General features: G+C 56.8%; 20 protein-coding genes. 15 read left to right on the plus strand and 5 right to left on the minus strand.

Features of this window, described 5'->3' with window-relative positions; all coding sequences use genetic code 11:
• Positions 1–43 precede the first annotated feature (43 nt).
• The 8 genes from ihfB to ID864_RS00545 all read left to right on the plus strand — a co-directional run bounded on the left by ihfB (position 44) and on the right by ID864_RS00545 (position 8,862).
• Positions 44–331 (plus strand): integration host factor subunit beta, encoded by a 288-nt coding sequence (gene ihfB / locus ID864_RS00510; RefSeq protein WP_048916533.1) that lies wholly within the window; start codon positions 44–46, stop codon positions 329–331.
• A 205-nt stretch (positions 332–536) separates the two neighbouring features.
• Complete coding sequence (locus tag ID864_RS00515; protein ID WP_191149251.1) at positions 537–2,801, plus strand: ComEC family protein; 2,265 nt, start codon at positions 537–539, stop codon at positions 2,799–2,801.
• Positions 2,802–2,836: 35 nt separating this feature from the next.
• Positions 2,837–4,585, plus strand: a complete 1,749-nt coding sequence (msbA, locus tag ID864_RS00520; protein WP_133624064.1) for a lipid A ABC transporter ATP-binding protein/permease MsbA — start codon at positions 2,837–2,839, stop codon at positions 4,583–4,585.
• The gene (lpxK, locus tag ID864_RS00525) at positions 4,582–5,562 is read left to right on the plus strand and encodes a tetraacyldisaccharide 4'-kinase (protein ID WP_191149252.1); all 981 of its coding nucleotides are present in this window, start codon (positions 4,582–4,584) and stop codon (positions 5,560–5,562) included. Before msbA ends, lpxK begins: the two co-directional genes overlap by 4 nt.
• Positions 5,563–5,623: 61 nt before the next feature.
• Positions 5,624–6,865, plus strand: coding sequence for a winged helix-turn-helix domain-containing protein (locus ID864_RS00530; protein WP_191149253.1), 1,242 nt, complete (start codon positions 5,624–5,626; stop codon positions 6,863–6,865).
• A 62-nt stretch (positions 6,866–6,927) separates the two neighbouring features.
• Positions 6,928–7,110: a Trm112 family protein gene (locus tag ID864_RS00535; RefSeq protein ID WP_048916529.1), complete on the plus strand. Its 183-nt coding sequence runs from the start codon at positions 6,928–6,930 to the stop codon at positions 7,108–7,110.
• On the plus strand, positions 7,107–7,853 hold the full coding sequence (kdsB, locus tag ID864_RS00540; RefSeq protein ID WP_048916528.1) for a 3-deoxy-manno-octulosonate cytidylyltransferase: 747 nt from the start codon (positions 7,107–7,109) through the stop codon (positions 7,851–7,853). The genes ID864_RS00535 and kdsB overlap by 4 nt, the downstream gene beginning before the upstream one ends.
• A gap of 115 nt (positions 7,854–7,968) precedes the next feature.
• Positions 7,969–8,862: a YcbJ family phosphotransferase gene (locus ID864_RS00545; protein WP_048916527.1), complete on the plus strand. Its 894-nt coding sequence runs from the start codon at positions 7,969–7,971 to the stop codon at positions 8,860–8,862.
• Here ID864_RS00545 and elyC read toward each other — a convergent pair.
• Positions 8,855–9,622: an envelope biogenesis factor ElyC gene (gene elyC, locus ID864_RS00550; RefSeq protein ID WP_048916526.1), complete on the minus strand. Its 768-nt coding sequence runs from the start codon at positions 9,620–9,622 to the stop codon at positions 8,855–8,857. The genes ID864_RS00545 and elyC overlap by 8 nt on opposite strands.
• 126 nt (positions 9,623–9,748) lie before the next feature.
• On the opposite strand from elyC, the gene cmoM reads away from it, so the two are divergent.
• The 7 genes from cmoM (at position 9,749) to ID864_RS00585 (ending at position 20,449) form a co-directional block, all read left to right on the plus strand.
• The gene (gene cmoM, locus ID864_RS00555; RefSeq protein WP_048916525.1) at positions 9,749–10,534 is read left to right on the plus strand and encodes a tRNA uridine 5-oxyacetic acid(34) methyltransferase CmoM; all 786 of its coding nucleotides are present in this window, start codon (positions 9,749–9,751) and stop codon (positions 10,532–10,534) included.
• Entirely contained in the window at positions 10,531–11,853 is a 1,323-nt protein-coding gene (gene mukF / locus ID864_RS00560; RefSeq protein ID WP_048916524.1) for a chromosome partition protein MukF, read from the plus strand. Before cmoM ends, mukF begins: the two co-directional genes overlap by 4 nt.
• The gene (mukE, locus tag ID864_RS00565; RefSeq protein WP_133624059.1) at positions 11,834–12,559 is read left to right on the plus strand and encodes a chromosome partition protein MukE; all 726 of its coding nucleotides are present in this window, start codon (positions 11,834–11,836) and stop codon (positions 12,557–12,559) included. The genes mukF and mukE overlap by 20 nt, the downstream gene beginning before the upstream one ends.
• Positions 12,560–17,008 (plus strand): chromosome partition protein MukB, encoded by a 4,449-nt coding sequence (gene mukB / locus ID864_RS00570; RefSeq protein WP_191149255.1) that lies wholly within the window; start codon positions 12,560–12,562, stop codon positions 17,006–17,008.
• Positions 17,009–17,186: 178 nt separating this feature from the next.
• Positions 17,187–19,040 carry a L,D-transpeptidase gene (ldtD, locus tag ID864_RS00575; RefSeq protein WP_191149256.1) on the plus strand — a complete coding sequence of 618 codons (1,854 nt, stop codon included), beginning with the start codon at positions 17,187–17,189 and terminating at the stop codon, positions 19,038–19,040.
• A gap of 187 nt (positions 19,041–19,227) precedes the next feature.
• Complete coding sequence (locus tag ID864_RS00580; RefSeq protein ID WP_048916520.1) at positions 19,228–19,776, plus strand: YcbK family protein; 549 nt, start codon at positions 19,228–19,230, stop codon at positions 19,774–19,776.
• A gap of 43 nt (positions 19,777–19,819) precedes the next feature.
• Positions 19,820–20,449 carry an MBL fold metallo-hydrolase gene (locus ID864_RS00585; RefSeq protein ID WP_191149257.1) on the plus strand — a complete coding sequence of 210 codons (630 nt, stop codon included), beginning with the start codon at positions 19,820–19,822 and terminating at the stop codon, positions 20,447–20,449.
• A gap of 87 nt (positions 20,450–20,536) precedes the next feature.
• Here ID864_RS00585 and ID864_RS00590 read toward each other — a convergent pair whose 3' ends face one another.
• The 4 genes from ID864_RS00590 to pncB all read right to left on the minus strand — a co-directional run bounded on the left by ID864_RS00590 (position 20,537) and on the right by pncB (position 26,081).
• A complete protein-coding gene (locus ID864_RS00590) occupies positions 20,537–21,727 on the minus strand; it encodes an amino acid aminotransferase (protein WP_133624055.1) in 1,191 nt (396 codons plus the stop codon).
• A 189-nt stretch (positions 21,728–21,916) separates the two neighbouring features.
• Positions 21,917–23,017, minus strand: a complete 1,101-nt coding sequence (gene ompC / locus ID864_RS00595; protein ID WP_062818328.1) for a porin OmpC — start codon at positions 23,015–23,017, stop codon at positions 21,917–21,919.
• Between the two features lie 299 nt (positions 23,018–23,316).
• Positions 23,317–24,717 carry an asparagine--tRNA ligase gene (asnS, locus tag ID864_RS00600; RefSeq protein WP_048916513.1) on the minus strand — a complete coding sequence of 467 codons (1,401 nt, stop codon included), beginning with the start codon at positions 24,715–24,717 and terminating at the stop codon, positions 23,317–23,319.
• 158 nt (positions 24,718–24,875) lie between these two features.
• Positions 24,876–26,081, minus strand: coding sequence for a nicotinate phosphoribosyltransferase (gene pncB / locus ID864_RS00605; RefSeq protein WP_099754054.1), 1,206 nt, complete (start codon positions 26,079–26,081; stop codon positions 24,876–24,878).
• Between the last annotated feature and the right edge of the window lie 48 nt (positions 26,082–26,129).

Consider the following 26,129-nt stretch of genomic DNA (forward strand, 5'->3'; position numbering starts at 1 on the left):
TAACTGTCAGAACTTTCCCCTAAAGGGATTAACCGGAGGTTTTATGACCAAGTCAGAACTGATTGAAAGACTTGCTGGCCAGCACTCTCATATTCCGGCGAAAGTCGTTGAGGATGCGGTAAAAGAGATGCTGGAGCACATGGCAACGACGTTGTCACAGGGCGAACGCATCGAAATCCGGGGATTTGGCAGCTTTTCTTTGCACTATCGTGCACCTCGCACTGGCCGTAACCCGAAAACGGGTGACAAAGTGGAGTTGGAAGGTAAATACGTTCCACACTTCAAGCCAGGTAAAGAGCTGCGCGACCGTGCCAATATCTACGGCGACTAAAAGCAGTTATGCATAAAAAACGACACTTCGGTGTCGTTTTTTTTTGCCTGAAATTCAGCGCAAGTGGAAGCCGATACGCAAAATCGCTGGCAAACGCGGCAACTTAAAACGATTGTTTGCGAGACGCCCCCAGCATCGGACAGCCTCTGGCTGACCGCCAATCTTTGCTGCGAGAAACTGGGTAAAGGAAACTCAGGGAGCCGCAATGTTGTTAACCGTAAACCAGCTGGCGTGGGGTGTTATCGCCGCGACGCTACCGCTGAATTTTTTATCGCAGCTGCCTGGTCGATGGGCCAGCGCCGCGCTGCTTTGCCTCGCGCTGTTGCTTGCACAGCTGCGCTGGGCTATGGCCGTAAAAATGGGTTTAGTGCTGCTGCTGTTTGTCTGGTCAGCAGGAAGTGGTATTACGCTGCTGGAAAACATTCAGCAATTAACACGTCGGCCTCTGCAGGCAGAGGTAATCATCGAGAATGTGTTGCCAGATGGCGAGCGCATTAAAATCAGAGTCTGGCGCTATCAGCAACACATGCTCTTTCCCCCGCTGTACGCCGTGGTCAAAGTCAGCCCGCAGCCTATCGCTTTTTGCGCGGGGCAGCGCTGGCAGATGCAGCTGGCGCTGAGATCGGTGCATGCGCTGTTGAACGAAGGCAGTTTTGACCGGCAGCGCTTTGCGGTTGCCAACGCGACACCGATGACCGGCAGGGTGATGGCGGCACAGGTCACTGATAAAACCTGCAGCTGGCGCGCCAGGGTAATCCGTGCCGCGCAACAGAACTATGGCGGCCTGCCCTGGCAGGCGCTGATTTCTGCATTGGCGTTTGGCGAAAGAGCAGAAGTGGATCGCGCGACGAATCAACTGCTGCGGGAGACTGGGACGGCCCACCTGATGGCGATATCGGGAATGCATATTGCTCTCGCCGCCACGTTCGGCTGGCTGCTGGCCCGTGGCGTTCAATACCTGTTGCCTGCCGGGGCTATTGGTTACCGTTTTCCGCTGCTCTGCAGTTTGCTGATTGGGCTGCTCTACTGCTGGCTTTCCGGCGGAAATCCCCCGGCGATGCGTGCGATGCTGGCACTGATAAGCTGGAACCTGCTGCGCCTGCGGGCGATCAGCTGCCATGGCTGGCAGGTATGGAGTGTGTGCATTGCCGTAATCCTGTTCGTTGATCCGCTCAGCGTGCTTTCGGACAGCCTGTGGCTGTCGGCGCTGGCCGTGGGCGGGCTCCTGCTGTGGTATCACTTTTTTCCGCTGCCGCCGAAGTTTGCACGAAAAAAACGCTGGTTTCTTCTACGGCTGCTGCATCTGCAGGTGGGCATGCTATTGCTGATGATGCCGCTGCAGGCTGTGCTGTTTCACGGGGTCAGCCTGAGTGCGCTGCTGGCGAATCTCTGGGCCGTTCCACTGATCTCGCTGGTGACCGTGCCACTGATGTTGATCGCGTTGATGGCTAATCCGTTGCCCGGTATCAATCTCTGGCTTTGGCAGGGGGTTGATCGTTCGCTGGCACTGGTATTTCTGCCGCTCGGGCGCCTCCCGCACGGCTGGCTCACTTTAGATGAGACACTGACCGCTGCCAGCCTGCTGTGCTGGCTGCTGTTTCTTAGCATAAGGTTTAGCTGGTGGCGTTCCTCTCCGCTTACGCTGTTGAGCGCCGCGTTGTTGCTGAGCAGCTGGCGCTATTTTAGTGAGAAGCCTGACTGGCGGGTGGATACGCTGGATGTCGGTCACGGGCTGGCCGTGGTGATTTCCCGCCACGGAGAGGCCACGCTGTACGATAGCGGCAACCGCTGGCCAACGGGCAATATGGCGCAGAGTCAGATCCTGCCGTGGCTAGCCTGGCAGGGGCTTACCGTGACAAATATTATTATCAGCCATGCCCATCTTGACCATATTGGCGGGCTGGAGAGCGTGCAGGCGGCCTTTCCGACAGCCCGCGTGCGCAGCGCGCTGGGGCGTCCCGGTCACTTAACCTGCCGCACGGGCGAGCGCTGGCAGTGGCAGGGGCTGCAGTTTAGTGCTCTGTGGCCGCCAGCCGGGGAAAAGGGCGAGGGCAATAATCAGTCCTGCGTCATTGCCATCACCGATGGCAAATGGCGAGTACTGCTAACGGGTGATATTGAAGCTCCTGCTGAGCTCAAACTGACGGCGACACAGCGGCAACATCTGGCTGCCGATCTCCTGCTGGTGCCGCATCACGGCAGCAGGACATCGTCGTCGCCGCCTTTTCTGCGCGCGGTCAATCCCCGCGTGGCGGTGGCGTCCGCTGCCCGATATAGCGCCTGGCGTTTACCTGCGGTACAAATTATTCAGCGCTATGGCAAAAATTACATCGAATGGCGCGATACCGCCCTTTCCGGACAGTTGAGCGCGCGTTTTTACGGTGATTACTGGCAAGTATTAGGATTAAGAGAGCAAATAATGAACCGTTGGTACCATCAGTGGTTTGGCGTACTCCGCGATTCCGGCTAGAATAAGCGGCTATTTCATCTAAAGCTGGTTAAATAATGCATCTGGATAAAGATCTCTCCACCTGGCAGACATTCCGTCGTCTCTGGCCAATGATTGTGCCATACAAAACCGGGTTGATTGTGGCAGCGATCGCGCTGGTCCTCAACGCGGCAGGCGATACGCTGATGCTGTCACTGCTGAAACCTTTACTCGATGATGGTTTTGGCAAAGCTGACAGTTCCGTACTGCTATGGATGCCGCTGGCTGTGATTGGACTGATGCTGATCCGTGGCATTACCAGCTATGCTTCCAGCTACTGTATCTCCTGGGTATCCGGTAACGTGGTTATGGGCATGCGCCGTCGCCTGTTCAGTCACATGATGGGCATGCCGGTCGCCTTTTTCGACCAGCAGTCTACCGGGACTCTGCTGTCACGCATCACCTATGATTCTGAGCAGGTTGCTTCATCCTCCTCCAGCGCGCTGGTTACCGTGGTGCGCGAAGGGGCTTCGATTATCGGCCTGTTTATCATGATGTTTTACTACAGCTGGCAGCTGTCGCTGATCCTGATTGTTCTGGCTCCGATCGTTTCGTTTGCGATTCGCATGGTCTCCAAGCGCTTCCGCAACATCAGTAAAAATATGCAGAACACCATGGGGCAGGTCACCACCAGCGCTGAGCAGATGCTGAAAGGGCATAAAGAAGTGCTGATCTTTGGCGGCCAGGAAATTGAAAGCCAGCGCTTTGATACCGTCAGCAATCGCATGCGTCAGCAGGGTATGAAGCTGGTTTCCGCTTCATCAATCTCTGACCCGATTATTCAGCTGATTGCCTCGCTGGCTCTGGCCTTTGTACTGTATGCCGCCAGCTTCCCAAGCGTAATGGAAACGCTGACCGCCGGTACCATTACCGTGGTGTTCTCCTCCATGATCGCTCTGATGCGCCCGTTGAAATCGCTGACAAACGTCAACGCACAGTTCCAGCGCGGCATGGCTGCCTGCCAGACCCTGTTCTCAATCCTCGACAGCGAGCAGGAAGTCGATACCGGTAAGCGCACCATCGAGCGTGCTAAAGGCGATATTGAATTCCGCAATGTGACCTTTAGCTATCCGGGGCGCGATATTCCCGCACTGCGCGACATTAATCTGAGCATTCCCGCAGGTAAAACTGTGGCGCTGGTTGGCCGCTCAGGCTCCGGTAAATCCACCATGGCCAGCCTGCTGACGCGTTTCTATGATATTCAGCAGGGTGAAATCCTGATGGACGGTCACGACCTGCGCGAATACACCCTGGCATCACTGCGTAACCAGGTGGCGCTGGTATCACAAAACGTCCACCTGTTTAATGACACCATTGCCAATAACATCGCCTATGCGCGTCACGAGCAGTACAGCCGTGCCGATATCGAAAAAGCGGCCACCATGGCGCACGCCATGGACTTTATCGGCAAGATGGATAAGGGACTGGATACGGTGATTGGTGAGAATGGCGTGCTGCTCTCCGGCGGCCAGCGTCAGCGTATTGCCATTGCCCGTGCGCTGCTGCGCGACTGCCCAATCCTGATCCTGGATGAAGCCACCTCCGCGCTGGATACCGAGTCCGAGCGTGCTATTCAGGCCGCACTGGATGAACTGCAGAAAAACCGTACTTCGCTGGTGATTGCTCACCGCCTGTCCACAATTGAGAAAGCCGATGAGATCGTGGTGGTCGAAGATGGCCTGATTGTCGAGCGCGGTAGCCACGAAGTGCTGCTGGCGGAACGCGGCGTGTATGCCCAGCTTCATAAGATGCAATTTGGTCAATGATCGAACGCATCTGGAGCGGACGCTCCGCGCTTTACCTGCTGCTGTTGCCTTTCAGCCTGTTATACGGGCTGATTAGCAATCTGCTGCGCCTCAGCTATCGCTGGGGATGGCGTAAGGCGTGGCGCGCCCCGGTCCCGGTGGTGGTGGTTGGCAATTTGACCGCCGGGGGGAATGGCAAGACGCCGGTGGTGATCTGGCTGGTGCAGGCGCTGCAACAGCGCGGGTTGCGCGTCGGCGTAGTGTCGCGCGGCTACGGCGGCAAAGCTGACAACTATCCGCTGGTGCTGGGGCCGCAGACGGCTACCGCCGAAGCGGGTGATGAACCGGTGCTGATTTACCAGCGCACCGGCGCGCAGGTTGCGGTGGCTCCGGTGCGTCGTCAGGCGGTTGAAGCGCTGGTGAGCGGCGGACAGGTGGATATTATCGTTACCGACGATGGCCTGCAGCACTACGCGCTGGCACGGGATATCGAAATTGTGGTGATCGACGGCCAGCGGCGTTTTGGCAATGGCTGGTGGTTGCCTGCCGGGCCAATGCGCGAGCGCAGCAGCCGCCTCAACAGCGTCAGTGCAATTATCACCAATGGCGGCACAGCGCAGCCTGGTGAGCTGGCGATGCAGCTGGTGCCGGGCATGGCGGTCAATCTGCAATCCGGTGAGCAGCGCCCGGTAGCTGAACTGAAGAACGTGGTGGCAATGGCCGGCATTGGGCATCCACCGCGCTTCTTCAACACCCTGCGCCAGCAGGGGGTAACGCTGGAGAAAGAAGTGGCTTTTGCCGACCATCAAAACTACAGCCCCGACGCGCTGAATGCGCTGATCGGCCCCGGGCAAACGCTCCTGATGACCGAGAAAGACGCGGTGAAAGCGCGCGCCTTCGCCGCCGCTGACTGGTGGTATTTGCCGGTGGATGCACGGTTACCACAGTCTGAGTCCGCGGCGTTACTGAACAAAATCAGTGCATTAATTCCTCGCTAAATTCTCCGTCATTACCGACTAAACGCTACACTGAAGCCATCTGAATTTTATGGATGGCATTATGACGGCAGTCACTCTCTCACTGGTTCAGGCTCGCCAGCTGCACCTTGCGGCACAGGGTTTACTGCGACCACCTTCTCATAAAGCGCGTTTTGACGATCTGCTGGCCGCGATAAGGCGCATGTCGCTGCTGCAAATTGACACCATCCACGTCGTGGCGCGCAGCCCTTATCTGGTGCTGTTCAGCCGCCTGGGAGACTACCCGGTTAGCTGGTTAGAACAGGCGCTGGCCCGCGGTGAACTGTTTGAATACTGGGCGCATGAAGCCTGCTTTATCCCGATTGAAGATTACCCACTGCTGCGCCACCGTATGCTCAATCCGGTGGCTTTAGGCTGGAAGTACAATCAGGCATGGATGGATCAGCATCAGCAGGAGATCGCCGATCTGCTGGCGCATATTGGTGAGAATGGCGCGGTGCGATCGGCAGATTTTGCTGCTCCGGCAGGGCAGAAACCGGGCTGGTGGGCGTGGAAGCCGCACAAGCGTCATCTGGAAAACCTGTTTAGCGCAGGCGAGCTAATGGTCAGTGAGCGCCGCAACTTCCAGCGCGTCTACGATCTGCGGCAGCGGGTACTGCCTGAATGGGATGATGCCCTGCATGCATTGACGGAAAAGGATGCCACTGAGCGCATGCTGGAGAACAGCGCGGCCAGCCTGGGTATTTTTCGTCCCTCCTGGCTGGCGGACTATTACCGCCTGAAGCGGGCGCCCGTCACTCAGGCAATCACCCGCTGGCTGGAGCAGGGCAGGGTGCGCGCAGTACAGGTCGAAAGCCTTGGAACGCTGTACGTGCACCAGACGCTGTTCGCCCAGCTTGACGCTCCACAGGCCGCCACGCACACCGCCATCCTCTCACCGTTCGATCCGCTGGTATGGGACCGTAAGCGGGCGCTGGAGCTATTCAACTTTGACTACCGCCTGGAGTGCTACACGCCGGAGGCGAAGCGGCAATACGGCTATTTTGTTCTGCCGATCCTGCATCGTGGCGCGCTGAAAGGCCGCCTGGATGCGCGCATGCTGCGCAAGGAAAAAATATTGCAGGTCAAAACGCTGTGGCTTGAGCCAGAGGTGCGCGTCACGCAGCAACTGCTGGGCGATCTGCAGCGCGCGCTGACAAAGTTTGCCCGCTGGCAGGGCGCTGAAATGATCGAGGTCAATAAACTTCCGGCATCGATGGCAACGGCCTGGCCCGCGCGCTGGAAAATAGCGTGCGGGAGCGGTTTTTTCGTGGCCGGCGGGTAACTGCTGTGGTGCAGCTATGGTATTCTTGAGGCTTGCAAAACTGGGTTCATTGCGGAGGAACCATGGATCATCGTTTACTTGAAATTGTTGCCTGCCCGGTATGTCATGGCAAACTGTATTACAACAAAGATCTGCAGGAGCTGGTGTGCAAACCAGACGGGCTGGCCTATCCGGTGCGTGATGGAATTCCTGTACTGCTGGAAGTTGAAGCCCGTACGCTGACCCTGGAAGAGAGCCATCCATGAGTTTTGTGGCGATTATTCCGGCGCGTTTTGCCTCTACCCGCCTGCCGGGTAAACCGCTGGTGGATATTCACGGCAAACCGATGGTCGTCCACGTCATGGAGCGCGCACTGGAGTCCGGTGCTGAACGTGTGATCGTTGCTACCGATAACCAGGATGTGGCGCGTGCCGTCACGGCAGCCGGGGGTGAGGTCTGCATGACCCGCCCCGATCACCAGTCAGGCACCGAGCGCCTGGCGGAAGTGATTGAGCACTATCAGTTCGCCGATGACACGGTGATTGTCAACGTGCAGGGCGATGAGCCAATGATACCCCCGGTGATTATCCGTCAGGTGGCAGATAATCTGGCTAAAAGCAGTGCCGGTATGGCGACGCTGGCGGTGCCGATCGACTCTGCGGAAGAGGCTTTCAACCCGAATGCGGTAAAAGTGGTGCGCGATGCGAACGGCTATGCGCTCTACTTCTCGCGCGCCACAATCCCCTGGGATCGCGAGCGTTTTTCAGCCTCACGCGACACCATTGGCGACCACTTTCTGCGTCATATCGGGATTTACGGCTACCGTGCCGGTTTTATCCGCCGCTATGTAGGTTGGGAAGCGAGCCCGCTGGAGCAGATAGAGCTGCTGGAGCAGCTGCGCGTGCTGTGGTACGGCGAGAAGATCCACGTTGACGTGGCGAAAGCCATTCCCAGCGTGGGGGTTGATACTCCGGAAGATCTGCTGCGCGTCCGTGCGGCCATGCGTTGAGTTTAATCGGGGGTGCATTCGCAGCCCCGATCTACTGCCTGCAAATTTGATCCCATGCTGAGCAAATCACCACTTTCAGCGCCATGATAAGCGTGCCTGCCTGAAAGGAGGGCGGATGGAACAACTGCGATCTGAACTCGAACTGGTACTTGGTGAAACTGTCAGCCGGGTTGAATGCATCAGCCAGCAACCGTATGCCAGCCTCTACACCCTCTATGATGACAGCGGCTATTCACTGCCGCTGGTCGCGAAATACTTCTCAATGAAGGGTATTGCCGCTCAGGAAGCCCACAAGCTGTCGATGCTGGCGCGTGAGGGGAAAGTGCGCGTGCCCGCCGTTTACGGGCTGGTGATCAGCCAGCAGCCCCCGCAGCACGAAGTGCTGCTGATCGAGCGGATCGGCGGCGTCTCGGTTGAAGCGCCGACCCGCACTCCCGATCGCTGGCAGCAGCTGCAGGAGCAAATCGTCGAGGGCATGCTCTCCTGGCATCGTATTGACAGCCATGGCCTGGTCGGCACGGTGGACAGCACTCAGCAAAATCGCTGGCCTGCATGGTATACGCAGCGCATTGAGGTGCTGTGGGCGACGCTAAATTATCTGCAGCCGTCAGCGCTGGATATCGACGACCGCCAGATACTGTTTCGCAGCCGTGCCTGCCTCAGTGCCCTGTTTGCCGGTTTTGACGACCCGTGTGTGCTGGTTCATGGCAACCTCGCGCTGAGCAGCATTGTGAAAGAAGCCTGGGGCGACCGGCTGCAGGCGATAATCAATCCCGGTACGGTGCTGTGGGCACCGCGTGAGTTTGACCTTTACCCGCTGTGCGAGTCAGTAGCCGGTGAGGCGATTCTTAGCGCATATCTGCAGCGCGCTCCGGTGGCGGAGGGCTTTGTTGCCCGCCGCTGGCTCTATATCCTGTGGGAGGAGGTGGCGCGACTGATCCACACCACACAATTTGACCCGCCGCGTTTCAAGCTCGCCGCACGCTCCCTGCTGCCGTGGCTCAGCTAGCGCTTTGCGGCTTCAGCCATTGCCACAAGCGGCCCAGGCTCTCATACCATGCCCGCTCGCTGTGTCCCAGCCAGAATGAGTTCGGCAGCGCCCTTTCCCACAGATTGAGTGGAGAAGTGACCGCCAGCTGATTCGCAGGCGCCGGCCAGGGGTGTAACCCCTGGCGCTGGAAAAAGATCATCGCTCTGGGCAGATGGTTAGCTGACGTCACCAGTGCAAACGGCTGCTCGCCGACAATTTTCGCCACTTCACTGGCTTCCTGCTCGGTATCATGCGGCTTATCCAGGGTGATAATCGCTTCGGCAGGCACGCCCAGCGACTGCGCCACGCGTGACGTCACCTCAGCAGAGCTCAGCGGATTATTCTGCGCTCTACCACCGGTAAAAATCAGCCTGGCTCCCGGGTTGGCACGCCAGATGCGGATGCCTTCCGTCAGGCGCGGCAGGCTGTTGTTGAGCATGTTAGAGCTGGGTGCCCACGCGTCATTCCAGGTATAACCCCCACCAAGCACCACGATATAAGCGAGCGGCTGCTGATTGTGCCAGGTGGGATAACGATCTTCGATCGGCGCCAGCAGACGATCGGCGACCGGCTGCAGGCTGAGCAGCAGCAGCAAGATCCAGCTGGCGGAGATCAAAATTTTGCCGCTCTTTTGCCAGCGACTGAACCAGATCAAGAAAATACCCAGCGCCATGATTAACAGCAGCATGGGCAGGGGCAGCAGCAGGCCGCCGAACACTTTTTTCAGCGCGAAAAGCATGAAAAAGGACTCCTTTTGTCCGAAAAAACGCCACCCGGAAACGAAGCGATGACTGAGAGGTTCATTTATTGCCAGTGTATGCCAAAATACCCGACTGAATCACGCCTGAACGCTGGAGCTGCCTGTATGCAGGATCGCAACTTTGATGATATCGCAGAAAAGTTTTCACAAAATATATACGGTACCACCAAAGGCCGCATTCGCCAGGCGATCCTCTGGCAGGATCTCGACGCGCTGCTGAGTACCTTTCCTGCCCGGCCGCTTGCGGTGCTTGATGCGGGCGGCGGGGAAGGGCAGACCGGCTGCGGCATGGCAGAGCGTGGTCATCAGGTGCTGCTGTGCGACGTATCGGAGGAGATGATCGGCCGCGCCAGCCGCTTAGCGCTGGAAAAAGGTGTGAGCGGCAACATGCAATTTAAACAAATTAGCGCTCAGCAGGTCGTGCAACATTTGGATAAGCCGGTTGATCTGGTATTGTTTCACGCTGTACTGGAATGGGTAGCCGAACCGCAACAGGTGCTGGCCGCTTTGTATGATGCGCTGAAGCCCGGAGGCGTGCTGTCGCTGATGTTTTATAACGTCAACGGCCTGCTGATGCAGACCATGGTGCTGGGCAATTTCGGCTATCTGCAGGCAGGCTTAAGCAAACGCAAAAAGAAAACCCTGTCCCCGGACTACCCGCGCGATCCGCAGCAGGTTTATGCCTGGCTTGAGGCGTGCGGCTTTACTATTGAAACGAAAACCGGCATCCGGGTTTTCCACGACTATCTGCGGGATAAAACCAAGCAGAGTGAGCGGTTTGATGAAGTTCTGGCGCTGGAAAAGCAGTATTGCCGCCAGGAGCCGTTTTTGAGTTTAGGGCGTTACATCCACGTCACAGCGCGGAAACCCATTCAGAAGGACGAACTATGAGTGATTTTTCCCAGACTGTACCGGAACTGGTGGCCTGGGCGCGAAAAAATGATTTTTCCGTCACGTTGCCGACCGAACGTCTGGCTTTTTTGCTGGCGATTGCCACCCTCAACGGGGAGCGCATGGATGGCGAAATGAGTGAAGGCGAGCTGATTGACGCCTTCCGCCACGTCAGCGATGGCTTTGAGCAGACCAGCGAAACGGTGCTGGTTCGCGCCAACAATGCCATCAACGATATGGTACGCCAGCGCCTGATCAACCGCTTTACCAGCGAACACTCCGAAGGTAATGCTATCTATCGCCTGACGCCGTTGGGGATCGGCATTACCGATTACTACATCCGCCAGCGCGAGTTCTCCACGCTGCGCCTGTCGATGCAGCTGTCGATCGTCGCCGGTGAGCTGAAGCGCGCCGCCGACGCCGCCGATGAAGATGGCGATGAGTTCCACTGGCACCGCAACGTATTCGCGCCGCTGAAATACTCCGTGGCGGAAATTTTCGACAGTATCGATATTACGCAGCGCATCATGGATGAGCAGCAGCAGGCGGTAAAAGACGATATCGCGCAGCTGCTGAACAAAGACTGGCGCGCGGCGATCTCCAGCTGTGAGCTGCTGCTGAACGAAACTTCCGGCACGCTGCGCGAATTGCAGGATACGCTCGAGGCCGCGGGCGATAAGCTGCAGGCCAATCTGCTGCGCATCCAGGATGCGACGATGAACAGCCCGGATCTGGGGTTTGTCGACAAGCTGGTTTTTGACCTGCAAAACAAGCTCGACCGTATTATCAGCTGGGGCCAGCAGGCTATCGATCTGTGGATTGGCTACGATCGCCACGTCCATAAATTTATCCGTACCGCCATCGATATGGATAAAAACCGCGTCTTCGCCCAGCGGCTGCGCGTCTCGGTGCAGAACTATTTTGAGATGCCGTGGGCGCTCACCTATGCCAATGCCGAGCGCCTGTACGATATGCGCGATGAAGAGCTGGCACTGCGTAATGAAGAAGTCACCGGTGAACTGCCGTCAGAGCTGGAGTACGAAGAGTTTAATGAGATCCGCGAACAGCTGGCGGCAATGATTGAAGAGGCGCTGGCGATCTACAAAGCGCAGCAGAAGCCGCTGGATCTCGGCGCCGTGATGCGCGAATACCTGACACAATACCCGCGCGTGCGTCACTTCGACGTGGCGAGAATTGTCGTCGATCAGGCCGTGCGCTTAGGCGTGGCCGAAGCAGATTTCTCCGGTTTGTCCGCTGAGTGGCAGACCATTAATGATTACGGAGCCAAGGTGCAGGCACATGTCATCGACAAATATTGAACAAGTGATGCCGGTTAAGCTGGCCCAGGCCCTGGCTAACCCGATTTTTCCGGCGCTGGACAGCCAGTTACGTGCAGGCCGTCATATCGGCATCGATGAGTTAGATCAGCACGCCTTCCTGATGGATTATCAGGAATTTCTCGAAGAGTTTTACGCGCGCTACAACGTGGAGCTAATCCGCGCCCCGGAAGGTTTCTTCTACCTGCGCCCGCGCTCCACCACCCTTATCCCGCGTTCGGTGCTGTCCGAGCTGGATATGATGGTCGGTAAAATTCTCTGCTATCTCTACCTCAGCCCGGAACGTCTGGCCAATGAAGGGATCTTCAGCCAGCAGGAGCTGCATGATGAGCTGATGTCGCTGGCCGATGAAGGCAGGCTGCTGAAGCTGGTTAACCAGCGCTCGACCGGCTCTGACCTTGACCGCCAGAAGCTGCAGGAAAAAATGCGCGCCTCATTAAACCGCCTGCGCCGCCTCGGTATGGTGTGGTTTATGGGCAACGACAGCAGCAAATTCCGCATCACTGAATCCGTGTTTCGCTTCGGTGCCGACGTGCGCAGCGGTGATGATGCCCGTGAAGCGCAGCTGCGCCTGATCCGTGACGGTGAAGCGATGCAGCTTGACGGCGGGCTGGCGCTGGCAGATGAAACCGACGACGGCGAAAGTACGGCAGAACGTAACCAGCCGGACGGCGGAGAGGAAGAATAAATGATTGAACGTGGAAAGTTTCGCTCACTGACGCTGATTAACTGGAACGGTTTCTTTGCCCGTACCTTTGACCTCGACGAGCTGGTGACTACGCTGTCGGGTGGTAACGGAGCCGGGAAGTCGACCACCATGGCGGCCTTTATCACCGCGCTGATCCCCGACCTGACGCTGCTGCACTTCCGTAACACCACCGAAGCGGGCGCCACATCGGGTTCTCGTGATAAAGGCCTGCACGGTAAGCTGCGCCCCGGCGTGTGCTACGCCGCGCTGGACGTGATGAACTCACGTCACGAGCGCGTGATTGTCGGCGTGCGCCTGCAGCAGGTTGCCGGCCGCGACCGCAAAGTGGACATTAAACCTTTCAGCATCCACGGCCTGCCGACGTCGATTAACCCGACTGAAATTCTCACCGAAACGGTGAATGCGCGCCAGGCACGGGTGCTGCCGCTCAGCGAGCTGAAGGAGAAATTCGAAAGTAGCGAGAGCGTACAGTTCAAACAGTACAACTCGATTACCGATTACCACTCGGTGATGTTCGATCTCGGTATCGTGGCGCGCCGCCTGCGCTCTGCCGCCGACCGCAGCAAATATTACCGCCTGATTGAGGCCTCGCTGTACGGCGGGATCTCCAGCGCAATTACCCGCTCGCTGCGTGACTACCTGCTGCCGGAAAACAGCGGGGTGCGTAAAGCCTTCCAGGATATGGAAGCGGCGCTGCGTGAAAACCGCATGACGCTGGAAGCGATCCGCGTCACCCAGTCCGACCGCGACCTGTTTAAGCACCTGATTTCCGAAGCGACCAGCTACGTGGCCGCAGACTATATGCGCCATGCTAACGAGCGCCGCATTCACCTCGATGCTGCGATGGTGGTGCGTAACGACCTGTTCACCAGCCGTAAGCAGCTGGCCGCGGAGCAGTATCGTTCGGTCGAGATGGCGCGTGAGCTGGCCGAACATAACGGCGCAGAGAGCGATCTGGAAACCGATTATCAGGCCGCCAGCGATCACCTCAACCTGGTGCAAACCGCGCTGCGTCAGCAGGAAAAAATTGACCGCTATGATGCCGATCTCGAAGAGCTGACCTTCCGCCTGGAAGAGCAGAACGAAGTGGTGGCTGAAGCGCGTGAGCTGCAGGAAGAACATGAAGCGCGCAGCGAAGCGGCTGAGCTGGAAGTCGACGAGCTGAAAAGCCAGCTGGCTGACTATCAGCAGGCGCTGGACGTGCAGCAGACCCGCGCTATCCAGTACCAGCAGGCATTGACCGCGTTGCAGCGGGCGAAAGAGATCTGCCAGCTGAGCGACCTTAGCGTTGATAACGCTGAAGAGTGGCAGGAAACTTTCCAGGCGAAAGAGCAGGAAGTGACCAGTAAGCTACTGATGCTGGAGCAGAAAATGAGCGTGGCGCAGGCCGCGCACAGCCAGTTTGAACAGGCTTTCGAGCTGGTAACCAAAATTGCCGGGCCGGTCAGCCGCAGCGAAGCCTGGCAGGTCGGTCGCGATCTGCTGCGCGATGCGGGCAACCAGCGCTATCACGCTGAACAGCTGCAGCCGCTGCGTAGCCGCATTAACGAACTTGAGCAGCGCCTGCGCGAACAGCAGGATGCCGAGCGCCTGCTGAGCGAGTTCTGCAAGCGCCACGGTAAGCAGGTCGATGCTGAAGAGCTGGAAGCCCTGCAGTATGAGCTGGAAGCGCAGATTGAGCAGCTGAGCGACAGCGTATCCGACGCCGGTGAGCGCCGCATGAACATGCGCCAGGAGCTGGAACAGCTGCGCGAGCGTATTGCCCGCCTGACTAAACAGGCGCCGCAGTGGCTGGCCGCACAGGAGATCCTTTCCCAACTCAGCGAGCAGACTGGGCAGGCGCTGGAAAACAGCCAGCAGGTTACCGAATTTATGCAGCAGCTGCTGGAGCGCGAGCGCGAAACCACGGTTGAGCGTGATGAAGTCTCTGCCCGCAAGCGTGAAATTGAGCAGCAGATCGAGCGTCTCAGCCAGCCTGGCGGTGCCGAAGATCCCCGTCTTAACAACCTCGCTGAGCGCTTTGGCGGCGTGCTGCTGTCCGAAATTTATGACGATGTCACCATCGACGATGCGCCGTACTTCTCCGCGCTTTACGGCCCGGCGCGCCATGGAATTGTCGTCCCGGACCTGTCACGGGTACGTGAGTTGCTCGACGGCATGGATGACTGCCCGGAAGATCTCTATCTGATTGAAGGGGACCCGCAGTCGTTTGATGACAGCGTGTTCAACGTTGAAGAGCTGGAAAAAGCGGTGGTGGTCAAGGCCAGCGATCGCCAGTGGCGCTATTCACGCTTCCCGAAAGTGCCGCTGTTTGGCCGTGCGGCGCGTGAGAATCAGCTGGAGCTGCTGCAAACCGAGCGGGAAGGCCTGGCCGAGCGCTACGCCACGCTGTCGTTTGACGTGCAGAAAACCCAGCGTCTGCACCAGTCCTTCAGCCGCTTTATCGGCAGCCACCTCGCCGTGGCCTTTGAGTCCGATCCGGAAGCGGAAATGCGCCTGCTGAACAATCGCCGCACGGAAGTTGAGCGCGCGCTGAGCAGCCATGAAAGCGAAAACCAGCAGCAGCGCCAGCAGTTTGACCAGGCGAAAGAGGGCGTAGCTCAGCTTAACCGCCTGATGCCGCGCGTCAGCCTGCTGCTGGATGATTCCCTGCGCGACCGTTACGAAGAGATTCTGGAAAAGCTGGATGAAGCGCAGGAAGCCGCACGCTTTATCCAGCAGCACGGCGCTCAGCTGGCGAAGCTGGAGCCGATCCTTTCCGTGTTGCAAAGCGACCCGGAACAGCATGAACAGCTGAAGTTGGATTATCAGCAGGCGCAGCAGCAGCAGCGCGATGCCCGTCAGCAGGCGTTTGCCCTGACGGAAGTGGTACAGCGCCGCGCGCACTTTGGCTATACCGACTCCGCAGGCATGCTCGACGGTAACAGCGATCTCAACGAGAAGCTGCGTCAGCGCCTGGAGCATGCCGAGGCTGAACGTGCGCGTGCCCGCGACCAGCTGCGCCAGCATCAGGCCCAGCTGACGCAGTATTCTCAGCTGCTGGCCACGCTGAAAAGCTCCTATGACGCCAAGCGCGACATTCTGAAAGAGCTGCAGCAGGAGATGCAGGACATTGGCGTACAGGCTGACTCCAGTGCCGAAGAGCGTGCGCGTATGCGCCGTGATGAACTGTATAGCGCCCTGAGCAATAATCGTGCCCGCCGTAATCAGCTGGAAAAACAGCTGACCTTCTGTGAAGCCGAAATGGATGCGCTGCAGAAAAAACTGCGCCGCCTGGAACGTGAATACCAGGTGGGCCGCGAGCAGGTCGTCAGTGCTAAAGCGGGCTGGGTGGCGGTACTGCGCCTGGTGAAAGACAACGGAGTCGAGCGTCGACTGCATCGCCGTGAGCTGGCGTATCTTGGCGGGGACGAGCTGCGTTCAATGTCGGATAAGGCGCTGGGTGCGCTGCGTCTGGCGGTAGCGGATAACGAACATCTGCGCGATGTATTGCGTCTGTCGGAAGATCCTAAACGTCCTGAGCGTAAAATTCAGTTCTTTATCGCCGTATATCAGCACCTGCGCGAGCGTATCCGTCAGGATATCATCCGCACGGATGACCCGGTCGAAGCCATCGAGCAGATGGAGATCGAACTGAATCGTCTGACCGAAGAGTTAACCGCACGTGAGCAGATGCTGGCGATCAGCTCGCGCAGCGTAGCGAACATTATTCGTAAAACCATTCAGCGCGAGCAGAATCGTATCCGCCAGCTGAACCAGGGCTTGCAGGCCGTCAGCTTTGGCCAGGTGAAAAGTGTGCGTCTGAACGTCAACGTGCGCGAGGCCCACTCCACCCTGCTTGACGTTCTGTCAGAACAGCATGAGCAGCATCAGGATCTGTTTAAAAGCAATCGCCTGACCTTCTCGGAAGCGCTGGCGAAACTCTATCAGCGCCTGAACCCGCAGATCGATATGGGGCAGCGCACGCCGCAAACTATCGGTGAGGAGCTGCTCGATTACCGTAACTATCTGGAAATGGAAGTTGAAGTTAACCGTGGTTCCGACGGCTGGCTGCGCGCTGAGAGTGGTGCACTGTCGACCGGTGAAGCTATCGGTACCGGGATGTCCATTCTGGTCATGGTGGTGCAGAGCTGGGAAGAGGAGTCACGCCGCCTGCGCGGAAAAGATATCTCGCCTTGCCGACTGCTGTTCCTCGACGAAGCGGCGCGTCTGGATGCCAAATCCATCGCTACGCTGTTCGAACTGTGTGACCGTCTGGAAATGCAGCTGATCATCGCGGCGCCTGAAAACATCAGCCCGGAAAAGGGGACGACCTATAAGCTGGTGCGTAAGGTGTTTAATAATACTGAGCATGTTCATGTGGTGGGGCTGCGCGGCTTCGCTGCCGAGCCGACGGTGACCAGCAATGGCGCCGAAGCTGAGGCATAATCCTGGACTAAAAATATAAAAAATGATGGCGTGCAGTGGTAAAATCTCTGCTGCCAGATTACTCTGGATAACGGCATTTGCAACGGAAGAGGCAGATGCCGTTTTCTGTTTCTATACTTATAACAATGACTAACTGCTGCTGTTCTTCGATTCAGCTGGCTTACACAGGGGGCAAGGGATGTTGCTGAAGAAATCGTTATCCGCTCAGGCCGTTGCGCTTGGCTACTGTTTGATGTTCGGACTGACATACATGTCCCCCGCAGCGGCAGGTATTCCACCTGTTTCCGCACCTGCGTCATCGACCGTTAGCGTGGTTCAAAGCCAGGCACAAATCAGTGCGGCTTTCCCTCATGGGAGCACGCCGTTTTATTTGAAGAATCTCACCCCACTGTATGCCGCAAACGGTATGCGTCCGATGTGGCAGGATCAACAGGCCGTGCAGCAGTTCCAGCAGCAGCTGGCTGAGGTTGCGCTTTCCGGCGTGCAGCCGCAATTTACCCGCTGGGTCAAACAGCTGACCGATCCGCAAATTAGCGGGCTGGCGCGTGATGTGGTGCTGTCTGACGCCATGTTGGGCTATCTGCAATTCACCTCCAATGTGCCGAGCAAGGGTGAAGTCTGGCTGTATAGCAATGCCCCTTACAAGATGGAAGCGCCGTCAATGGCGGCGATCAATCAGTGGCAGCGCGCATTGGCGCAGGGCAATCTTAGCGGCTTTGTGCAGTCCCTGGCCCCGCAGCACCCGCAATATGCCCTGATGCATCAGGCGCTGAAAACCCTGCTGGCGGACGCGCGCCCGTGGCCGCAGCTGCGGGATAAACAAACGTTAAAACCGGGGCAGGTGAGTGATGATGTTCCGGCGCTGCGCGACATTTTACAGCGCACCGGCATGATGTCTGCCGCCAATGAACCGCCGAAACCGACTGCCGAAGTGGTCGGAGCCGTGGATGCCCCGCTGGTGCATGACGATGATAACGCACAGCCGGATGCTGTCGTGCCGCAGCAGCGAGATACCAACGCGGTTGTCAGCCCGTCTGCCACTGCCACCACGGATATTCCCCCACCAGCAGTGCCGAATAACGTCGGTAACGTGCAGGGCGAGGCTATCCCGGTCAATGCTGACAATATCTACACGCCACAGCTGGTTGAGGCGCTGAAACGCTTCCAGCGCTGGCAGGGGTTGGAAGCGGATGGCGCAATTGGCACGCGCACCCGCGAGTGGTTAAACGTCTCGCCGCAGCAGCGTGCTTCGCTGCTGGCGCTGAACATTCAGCGTTTGCGTCTGCTACCCGATGATATGCACAACGGCATCATGGTGAATATCCCGAACTACTCGCTGGCTTACTACGTTAACGGCAGCGAGATTTTATCCTCGCGGGTGATTGTTGGCCGCCCGGACCGTAAAACGCCGTTGATGCGCAGCGCGCTAAACAATGTGGTACTCAACCCGCCGTGGAATGTGCCGACCACGCTGGTGCGCAAAGATATTGTGCCGAAGGTGAAGCAGGATCCGATGTACCTGTATAAACACGGTTATACGCTGCTGTCAGGCTGGAGCAGCGATGCGCAGGTGATCGACCCATCAATGATTGACTGGAGTATGGTTTCGGCCGCCTCGTTCCCGTATCGCATCCGCCAGGCTCCGGGGGCCACCAACTCGTTAGGGCGCTACAAGTTTAATATGCCAAGCTCGGACGCCATCTATCTGCACGACACGCCTAATCACGGCCTGTTTCAGAAAGATATTCGCGCGCTCAGCTCAGGCTGCGTGCGCGTGAACCGCGCCTCGGACCTCGCTAACCTGCTGTTGCAGGATGTGGGCTGGGATGGCTCGCGCATCAGCAGCACCCTGAAACAGGGCGAAACGCGCTTTGTTTCGATCCGCCACCGCATTCCGGTCAATCTCTATTACCTGACCGCCTGGGTAGCAGATGACGGTCAGCCGCAGTTTCGTACAGATATTTACAATTATGATATGACGGCGCGCTCAGGCACTCAGGTGCTGACGCAGGCTGGTCAATTATTGCTCTAATTGTTGATTATCCAGCAGTTCCGCCCGCGGGGAGTTCTCCGCTCAGTTGGCAGGCGCAGCGGCGTTGAGTGCGATCTCTGCGTCACACTCCACTGCGCCGGGTTGACGGATGTTTTCTCCCCCGGTAAGGTTCGGACGGTGCAGTAAATGCATCGTTCCGAATACTTCAGCCAGGTAATACAGATTCATGGATAAATTTGACTCAAATCGTCGTAAGTGGTTAGCACTGGGCGGCGCTGCACTCGGTGTGGCACTTCTTCCCGGACAGGCTTTTGCCTCGCTCTCTACTGCTCGTCCTCGTGTGCTGACCCTCAGCAACCTCAACACCGGTGAAAGCCTCAAAACTGAGTTTTTCAATGGAAAAAGTTACGACAAGGATGAATTAGCGCGCCTGAATCACTTTTTCCGTGACTACCGGGCCAACAAAAGTAAGAACATCGATCCCCACCTGTTCGATCAGCTTTACCGCCTGCAGACCATGCTTGATACGCGCAAACCCGTGCAGTTAATCTCCGGTTACCGTTCGCTGGCGACCAACAACTCGCTGCGTTCGCACAGCAAAGGCGTGGCAAAGCACAGCTACCACACCCTGGGTCAGGCAATGGATTTCCACATTGAAGGAATTTCGTTAAGCAATATTCGCAAAGCTGCGCTTTCGCTACGTGCAGGCGGTGTAGGATACTACCCGAGCAGTAACTTTGTGCATATTGATACCGGTCCGGTACGGAACTGGTAAAAACGAAATTCCGGGCACCTGTGGTGGCCGGTAACGGAGAGTTATGGACTATCACATTATCCCGGTCACCGCGTTCGCTCAGAACTGTTCGGTGATTTGGTGTGCGGAAACTCGCGAAGCCGCGCTGGTGGACCCGGGCGGTGACGCGGAGAAAATCAAACGAGAAGTCGCTGATTTGGGCGTTAAGCTCACCCAGATCCTGTTGACGCACGGCCATCTTGACCATGTTGGTGCCGCCGCCGAGCTGGCAGAGCATTATCAGCTGCCCATTATTGGCCCACATATCGCCGATAAATTCTGGCTGGACGCGCTGCCAACGCAGAGTGAAATGTTTGGCTTTGCCACTTGCCCACCGCTGACGCCGGATCGCTGGCTGGAAGAGGGGGAGACGATAACCGTGGGCAATACCCCGCTTGAAATCCTGCTGTGCCCTGGCCATACGCCGGGGCATATCGTCTTCTTTGACCGCGCAGGCCGCCTGCTGGTTTCTGGCGATGTGATTTTCAACGGCGGGGTCGGGCGTTCAGACTTCCCTCAGGGCAGCCACAGCGACCTGATTGCCTCCATTCACCACAAACTCCTGCCGCTGGGTGACGATGTGACCTTTATCGCAGGTCACGGCCCGATGTCGACGCTCGGGCGTGAACGTATCAGCAACCCGTTCCTGCAATAGCCGCATTGAAAAAAGGGGGCGACCGCAAAAACGGTCGCCCCCTTCAATGTAAAGGCTGACCCTTAGTGCCGGTCAGCCCTCTCTCATTTACAGTACCGCGACAATCGCCTCACACAGCGGTGCCATATTGTCCGGGGTCATGCCCGCAACGTTAACGCGCCCGGAGTTCACTGCATACACGCCAAACTCATCGCGCAGGCGAACCACCTGATCTTTGGTCAGGCCGCTGAACGAGAACATGCCGTTCTGATCGATGATAAAGCTAAAGTCGCCTTTCGCCCCTTTCTCCTGCAGCGTATTGACAAACAGCTGACGCATACGCTGAATGCGCTCGCGCATCGCGCTCAGTTCCTGCTCCCACAGCACGCGCAGGGCGCTGTTGCTGAGGATAGTCGCAACCACAGCCGCACCGTGTGCCGGTGGGTTAGAGTAGTTGGCGCGAATGGTGGCTTTCACCTGACTGAAGGCGGTATCTACCACCGCCGCATTAGCGGCGACCAGCGTGAAGGCACCCACGCGTTCGTTATACAGGCCAAAGTTTTTTGAGTAAGAGCTGCAAACGATCAGTTCCTGGTGGGTGGCAGCAAAGGCGCGCAGGCCTTCTGCATCCTCTTCCAGACCGCGAGCGAAGCCCTGATAGGCGAAGTCGAACAGCGGCAGCCAGCCTTTCGCCAGCGACAGCTCAGCCAGCTGTGACCACTGTTCAGCCGTTGGGTCAATCCCGGTTGGGTTGTGGCAGCAGCCGTGGAACAGCACTACGTCACCGGCTTCAGCGGCATTCAGGCTGTTTAGCAGGCCATCGAAGTCCAGCGAGTGATTCGCCGCATCGTAATATTTGTATTCACACACTTCCAGACCGGCGGCTTCAAACACATTTTTGTGGTTCGGCCAGCTTGGGTTACTCACCCAGATGCGTTTGGCTGGGGTCTGCGTGGCGATAAAGTCCGCCGCCACGCGCAAAGCACCGGTACCGCCAGGGGTTTGGGCGGTGCGGGCACGATGATGGCCAATCAGGGCGCTGTCAGCACCGAACAGCAGTTCCTGGGTGCAGCGACCAAAATCAGCAATACCATCAATGCTCAGATAGTTTTTGGTGGTTTCGTTTTCCAGCAGATACTGCTCAGCTTTCTTCACGCTGGTCAGTACCGGCGTGTTGCCGGTTTCATCTTTATACACGCCAATACCGAGGTTGATTTTATTCTGGCGATCGTCGGCGCGGAACAGATCGGCTAAACCAAGAATAGGGTCGGCGGGTGCAGCTGCAATACGTTCAAACATAGTCGAAGTCCGTTAGCTTAATCTAAAGCGAAGTGAGGACTCAGGGTACCGCCTGGAAGGGTAAATTGCCAACCGTTTGCGTGAAAATTGCAGCAGAAAGAGAAAGGGGAAGGGCAGAAAACAAAAACGGGGCCGAAGCCCCGTTTTGATGCTCTGATAACTGCGACCGCAGCCGCAGTTAAATGGCAATTAGAACTGGTACTGCAGGCCAACACCAACAACGTCGTCGGTATTAGTACCGGAAGCGCGGGTGTAGTCTGTGTCATCCAGCAGGTTGATTTTGTAATCAACGTAGGTAGACATGTTTTTGTTGAAGTAGTAGTAAGTACCCACTTCGATGTATTTAACCAGGTCAGCGTCGCCGCCGCCGTAGGTAGTACCATTACCAACAACACCGTTCAGGTCCTTACCTTTAGACTGCAGGTAAGCGATGGATGGGCGCAGGCCGAAGTCGAACTGGTACTGTGCAACCACTTCGAAGTTCTGAGTTTTGTTAGCAGTCTGGGTGTTGCCATAGGTGCTGGTGTTACGTGCTTCACCGTAGAATGCTGCCAGGTAAACGTTGTTGGCATCATATTTCAGACCCAGAGCGTACTGGTCAGCTTTATCGCCGTTACCGTCAGCGATCTGGCGGTTAGTACGGTCAGAAGAGGCGTATGCACCCACAGCGCTGATACCCATACCGGTGTCATAGGCTACAGAAGTACCCCAGCCGTCACCGTTTTCATCAACGATACGACGATCGTTGCTTTCGTTTTTGCCCTGATACTGTACAGCGAAGCTCAGGCCGTCAACCAGACCAAAGAAGTTGCTGTTACGGTAGGTAGCCAGACCGTTTGAACGACCAACCATGAAGTTGTCGTTGTTGGTGTACATGGTGTCATCACCGAAGATTGGCAGCTGGTCGGTGTAAGACATTGCGTCGTAGATCACGCCGTAGTTACGACCGTAGTCGAATGAGCCTGCATCACCGAATTTCAGACCGGCGAAGCCCAGACGAGTTTTAGAACCGTCGGTGCCCTGTGATTCTGCAGTATTAGCCTGAACGTTGTATTCCCACTGGCCGTAGCCGGTGATTTGATCGTTGATCTGGGTTTCACCTTTGAAACCAAAACGAACATAAGTCTGGTCGCCGTCTTCACCAGCGTTGTCAGAGAAGTTGTGGCGCGCATCAACTTTACCGTACAGGTCCAGTTTGTTGCCATCTTTGTTATAGATTTCTGCAGCGTTCGCGGCACCAGCAGCCAACAGAGCTGGGATCACTACTGCAAGAATGTTGCGCTTCATCATTTTTTATTACCCTCATTGGAGTTATTTGGACACCTGCCACTGCCGTCAATAATTCTTTACAGAACTACGATGAGAGTTTGGTGTCTTCCTGTGTCTGCACGCATCTTTCCATTCACAGCCTGGTTAATCTAGCGCGAAAATGCTACCAATCTCCTATTCTGGTTACAATAGGAAAATATGTATGACAAAATGTAAAAAATACGGAACTTTGTGAGGGAACTCTAAATTTACAAAAATAAAAAAAGGCCAGCGAGGCTGGCCTTAGTATATATATGAATTTCTTATATTTAATGCAGAAATCAGAAGGTCGCGTTGCGCGGAGTACGCGGGAAGGCGATAACATCTCTTACATTTTGTACGCCGGTGACATAGGCGATTAATCGTTCGAAACCTAAACCGAAACCTGAATGTGGCACGGTGCCGTAGCGACGCAGATCGCGATACCACCAGTAATCTTCTTTATTCAGACCCATCTCGGCGAGGCGAGCATCCAGCACGTCCAGACGCTCTTCACGCTGTGAACCGCCGATGATTTCACCGATGCCAGGAGCCAGAACATCCATCGCGGCCACGGTTTTGCCGTCGTCGTTGAGACGCATATAGAAAGCTTTGATGTCTTTCGGGTAGTTCTTCACCACTACCGGCGCCTTAAAGTGTTTCTCGGCCAGATAGCGTTCATGCTCGGAAGAGAGGTCAATACCCCAGGAAACGGCATTTTCGAAGGTCTGGCCAGATGCCAGCAGGATCTCGACGGCCTCGGTGTAATCTACCTGCGCAAAATCGGTAGTCACAAATTTCTCCAGGCGCGAAATCGCTTCTTTGTCTACACGCTCAGCGAAGAAGGCCATATCGTCGGCGCGTTCTTCCAGTACCGCTTTGAAGACATACTTGAGCATCGCTTCCGCCAGCGCGGCGTTATCTTCCAGATCGGCAAACGCCACTTCCGGTTCCAGCATCCAGAATTCCGCCAGGTGGCGGCTGGTGTTGGAGTTTTCCGCACGGAAGGTTGGACCGAAGGTGTAGATCTTAGAAATCGCACTGGCGTAGGTTTCGCCGTTCAGCTGGCCGGAAACGGTCAGGAACGCTTCTTTACCAAAGAAGTCTTCGTCGTAATTGACTTTGCCTTCCGGCGTGCGCGGCAGGTTTTCCATATCCAGCGTCGAAACGCGGAACATTTCACCGGCACCTTCCGTATCGGAAGCGGTGATCAGCGGGGTGGAGACCCAGAAGAAACCCTGCTCGTCGAAGAAGCGGTGTAATGCCTGGGCCAGCGTATGACGCACGCGGGCGACGGCACCAATCAGGTTGGTACGCGGGCGCAGGTGTGCAACCTCACGCAGATATTCAATGCTGTGGCGTTTTGCCGCCATCGGGTAGGTATCAGGGTCATCAACCCAGCCAACCACTTCGACCGCCGTGGCCTGAATTTCAAAACTCTGGCCTTCACCCGGGGATTCCACCACTTTGCCGGTAATCACAACCGAGCAGCCGGTGGTCAGGCGCAATACTTCATCCTGATAATTATTCAGAGAATTATTGACCACAGCCTGAACGGGATTAAAGCAGGAACCGTCGTAAACGGCGATAAAGGAAATACCGGCTTTTGAATCTCTTCGTGTACGCACCCAGCCACGTACGGTGACTTCGCTGTCAACCGCGACCCGGCCGTGCAGTACATCCGCTACAGGCACAACGCTCATATAAGTCTCTCACTATTAATCTGAATAACCCCGAAATTAGGGTCTTGCTATGTTACTTGCCAGACGAGGAGAAACAAGAGAAATTCCCGGAAGCGTGAGAGATTTATTAACAGGAGGGGGCCATCAGGGGCCAGCACGGGTCTGGCCCCTGGAAACTGTTAGCTGGCTTTCTTGACCAGCGGAAGATCGAAAGCTTTGCGCAGGGCGCGGACAAAGGCTTTATCCTGACAGATAGTTTTACCCGGGCTGTCGGAAAGTTTAGCGACCGGCTTACCGTTGCACTCCACCAGCTTGATGACAATATTAAGCGGTTTCACCTCGGGAATATCGCAGGTCAGGCGCGTACCGATGCCGAAAATGACATTAATACGCTGACCAAACTGGCGATATAACGCCACGGCTTTATCCAGGTCAAGATTATCGGAGAACACCAGCGTTTTGCTCTGCGGGTCTAATTCCAGCTGCTGATAGTGGGCAATGGCTTTCTCGCCCCATTCAAACGGGTCCCCAGAATCATGGCGCAGCCCCTGGTAAGCGGTGGCAAACCCACGACCGAAGTCGCGCAGGAAAGCATCCATAGTGATGCAGTCGGTCAGCGCAATGCCCAGCTGGTCCGGATACTCCTCCAGCCAGGCCTGCAGTGCAGCGCGCTGGCTGTTAGCCAGCACCGGGCTGATCTGCTGATGCGCCTGGAACCATTCGTGCGCCTGAGTGCCGACCGGGGCAATACCCAGCTGACGCGCAACTTCATAGTTACTCGACCCGACCAGCCACGGAAAATCCTGCTTGAGCGTGCTGACAATCGCCAGCTGCACATCATGAGAGAAGCGGCGGCGGGTGCCGAAGTCCATCAGACGGAAGCGCGACATATCGAGATCCGCGGTCAGGCCGGCAAACTGCACCAGCTTGCTCTTCAGCTTGTCGACCGCCATCTGTGGCGTCACCAAAGGTGAGCGGTGACGATGCACCACTTCACTGATCAGCGCCAGCAGCGGCACTTCCCACATGATAACTTCACGCCACGGCCCGCTGATACGGATATCCAGCTTGCCGTGATGGTTGCGCACGCTCACCTGGCGCGGATCGTAGCGGAAGGTACGCAGCCAGCTCAGGTAGTCCGCCTTGAAGAAGGGCAGGCCGGAGAGATACGCAAACTCGTCGTCGCTCAGTACCAGCGAAGCCATCGACGCGATTTGCTCGTTAATCTCATCAGCATAGATGCCGAGCATGTCGTCACCACGGCAACGAAACTCGGCGGCGACGGTGACATCGTAATAGCGATGAAACACAGCCTGCTGCATGTGGAGTTTATAAGCATCGGTATCTAAAAGCGTGGTCAAAATCGGGGAAGCGTGTCGTGTCATGGTGCGTTTCAGCATCCTCTGGCGAAGAGCGTTATCCCTGGTTCAAAT

The sequence above is a fragment of the Erwinia aphidicola genome, from assembly GCF_014773485.1.
Lineage (GTDB): Bacteria > Pseudomonadota > Gammaproteobacteria > Enterobacterales > Enterobacteriaceae > Erwinia > Erwinia aphidicola.

Bases quoted from the DNA above. Each gene is read 5' to 3' on its own strand.
- ihfB (WP_048916533.1), top strand. From the start codon at position 44: ATGACCAAGTCAGAACTGATTGAAAGACTTGCTGGCCAGCACTCTCAT.
- ID864_RS00515 (WP_191149251.1), top strand. From the start codon at position 537: ATGTTGTTAACCGTAAACCAGCTGGCGTGGGGTGTTATCGCCGCGACG.
- msbA (WP_133624064.1), top strand. From the start codon at position 2,837: ATGCATCTGGATAAAGATCTCTCCACCTGGCAGACATTCCGTCGTCTC.
- lpxK (WP_191149252.1), top strand. From the start codon at position 4,582: ATGATCGAACGCATCTGGAGCGGACGCTCCGCGCTTTACCTGCTGCTG.
- ID864_RS00530 (WP_191149253.1), top strand. From the start codon at position 5,624: ATGACGGCAGTCACTCTCTCACTGGTTCAGGCTCGCCAGCTGCACCTT.
- ID864_RS00535 (WP_048916529.1), top strand. From the start codon at position 6,928: ATGGATCATCGTTTACTTGAAATTGTTGCCTGCCCGGTATGTCATGGC.
- kdsB (WP_048916528.1), top strand. From the start codon at position 7,107: ATGAGTTTTGTGGCGATTATTCCGGCGCGTTTTGCCTCTACCCGCCTG.
- ID864_RS00545 (WP_048916527.1), top strand. From the start codon at position 7,969: ATGGAACAACTGCGATCTGAACTCGAACTGGTACTTGGTGAAACTGTC.
- elyC (WP_048916526.1), bottom strand. From the start codon at position 9,622: ATGCTTTTCGCGCTGAAAAAAGTGTTCGGCGGCCTGCTGCTGCCCCTG.
- cmoM (WP_048916525.1), top strand. From the start codon at position 9,749: ATGCAGGATCGCAACTTTGATGATATCGCAGAAAAGTTTTCACAAAAT.
- mukF (WP_048916524.1), top strand. From the start codon at position 10,531: ATGAGTGATTTTTCCCAGACTGTACCGGAACTGGTGGCCTGGGCGCGA.
- mukE (WP_133624059.1), top strand. From the start codon at position 11,834: ATGTCATCGACAAATATTGAACAAGTGATGCCGGTTAAGCTGGCCCAG.
- mukB (WP_191149255.1), top strand. From the start codon at position 12,560: ATGATTGAACGTGGAAAGTTTCGCTCACTGACGCTGATTAACTGGAAC.
- ldtD (WP_191149256.1), top strand. From the start codon at position 17,187: ATGTTGCTGAAGAAATCGTTATCCGCTCAGGCCGTTGCGCTTGGCTAC.
- ID864_RS00580 (WP_048916520.1), top strand. From the start codon at position 19,228: ATGGATAAATTTGACTCAAATCGTCGTAAGTGGTTAGCACTGGGCGGC.
- ID864_RS00585 (WP_191149257.1), top strand. From the start codon at position 19,820: ATGGACTATCACATTATCCCGGTCACCGCGTTCGCTCAGAACTGTTCG.
- ID864_RS00590 (WP_133624055.1), bottom strand. From the start codon at position 21,727: ATGTTTGAACGTATTGCAGCTGCACCCGCCGACCCTATTCTTGGTTTA.
- ompC (WP_062818328.1), bottom strand. From the start codon at position 23,017: ATGATGAAGCGCAACATTCTTGCAGTAGTGATCCCAGCTCTGTTGGCT.
- asnS (WP_048916513.1), bottom strand. From the start codon at position 24,717: ATGAGCGTTGTGCCTGTAGCGGATGTACTGCACGGCCGGGTCGCGGTT.
- pncB (WP_099754054.1), bottom strand. From the start codon at position 26,081: ATGACACGACACGCTTCCCCGATTTTGACCACGCTTTTAGATACCGAT.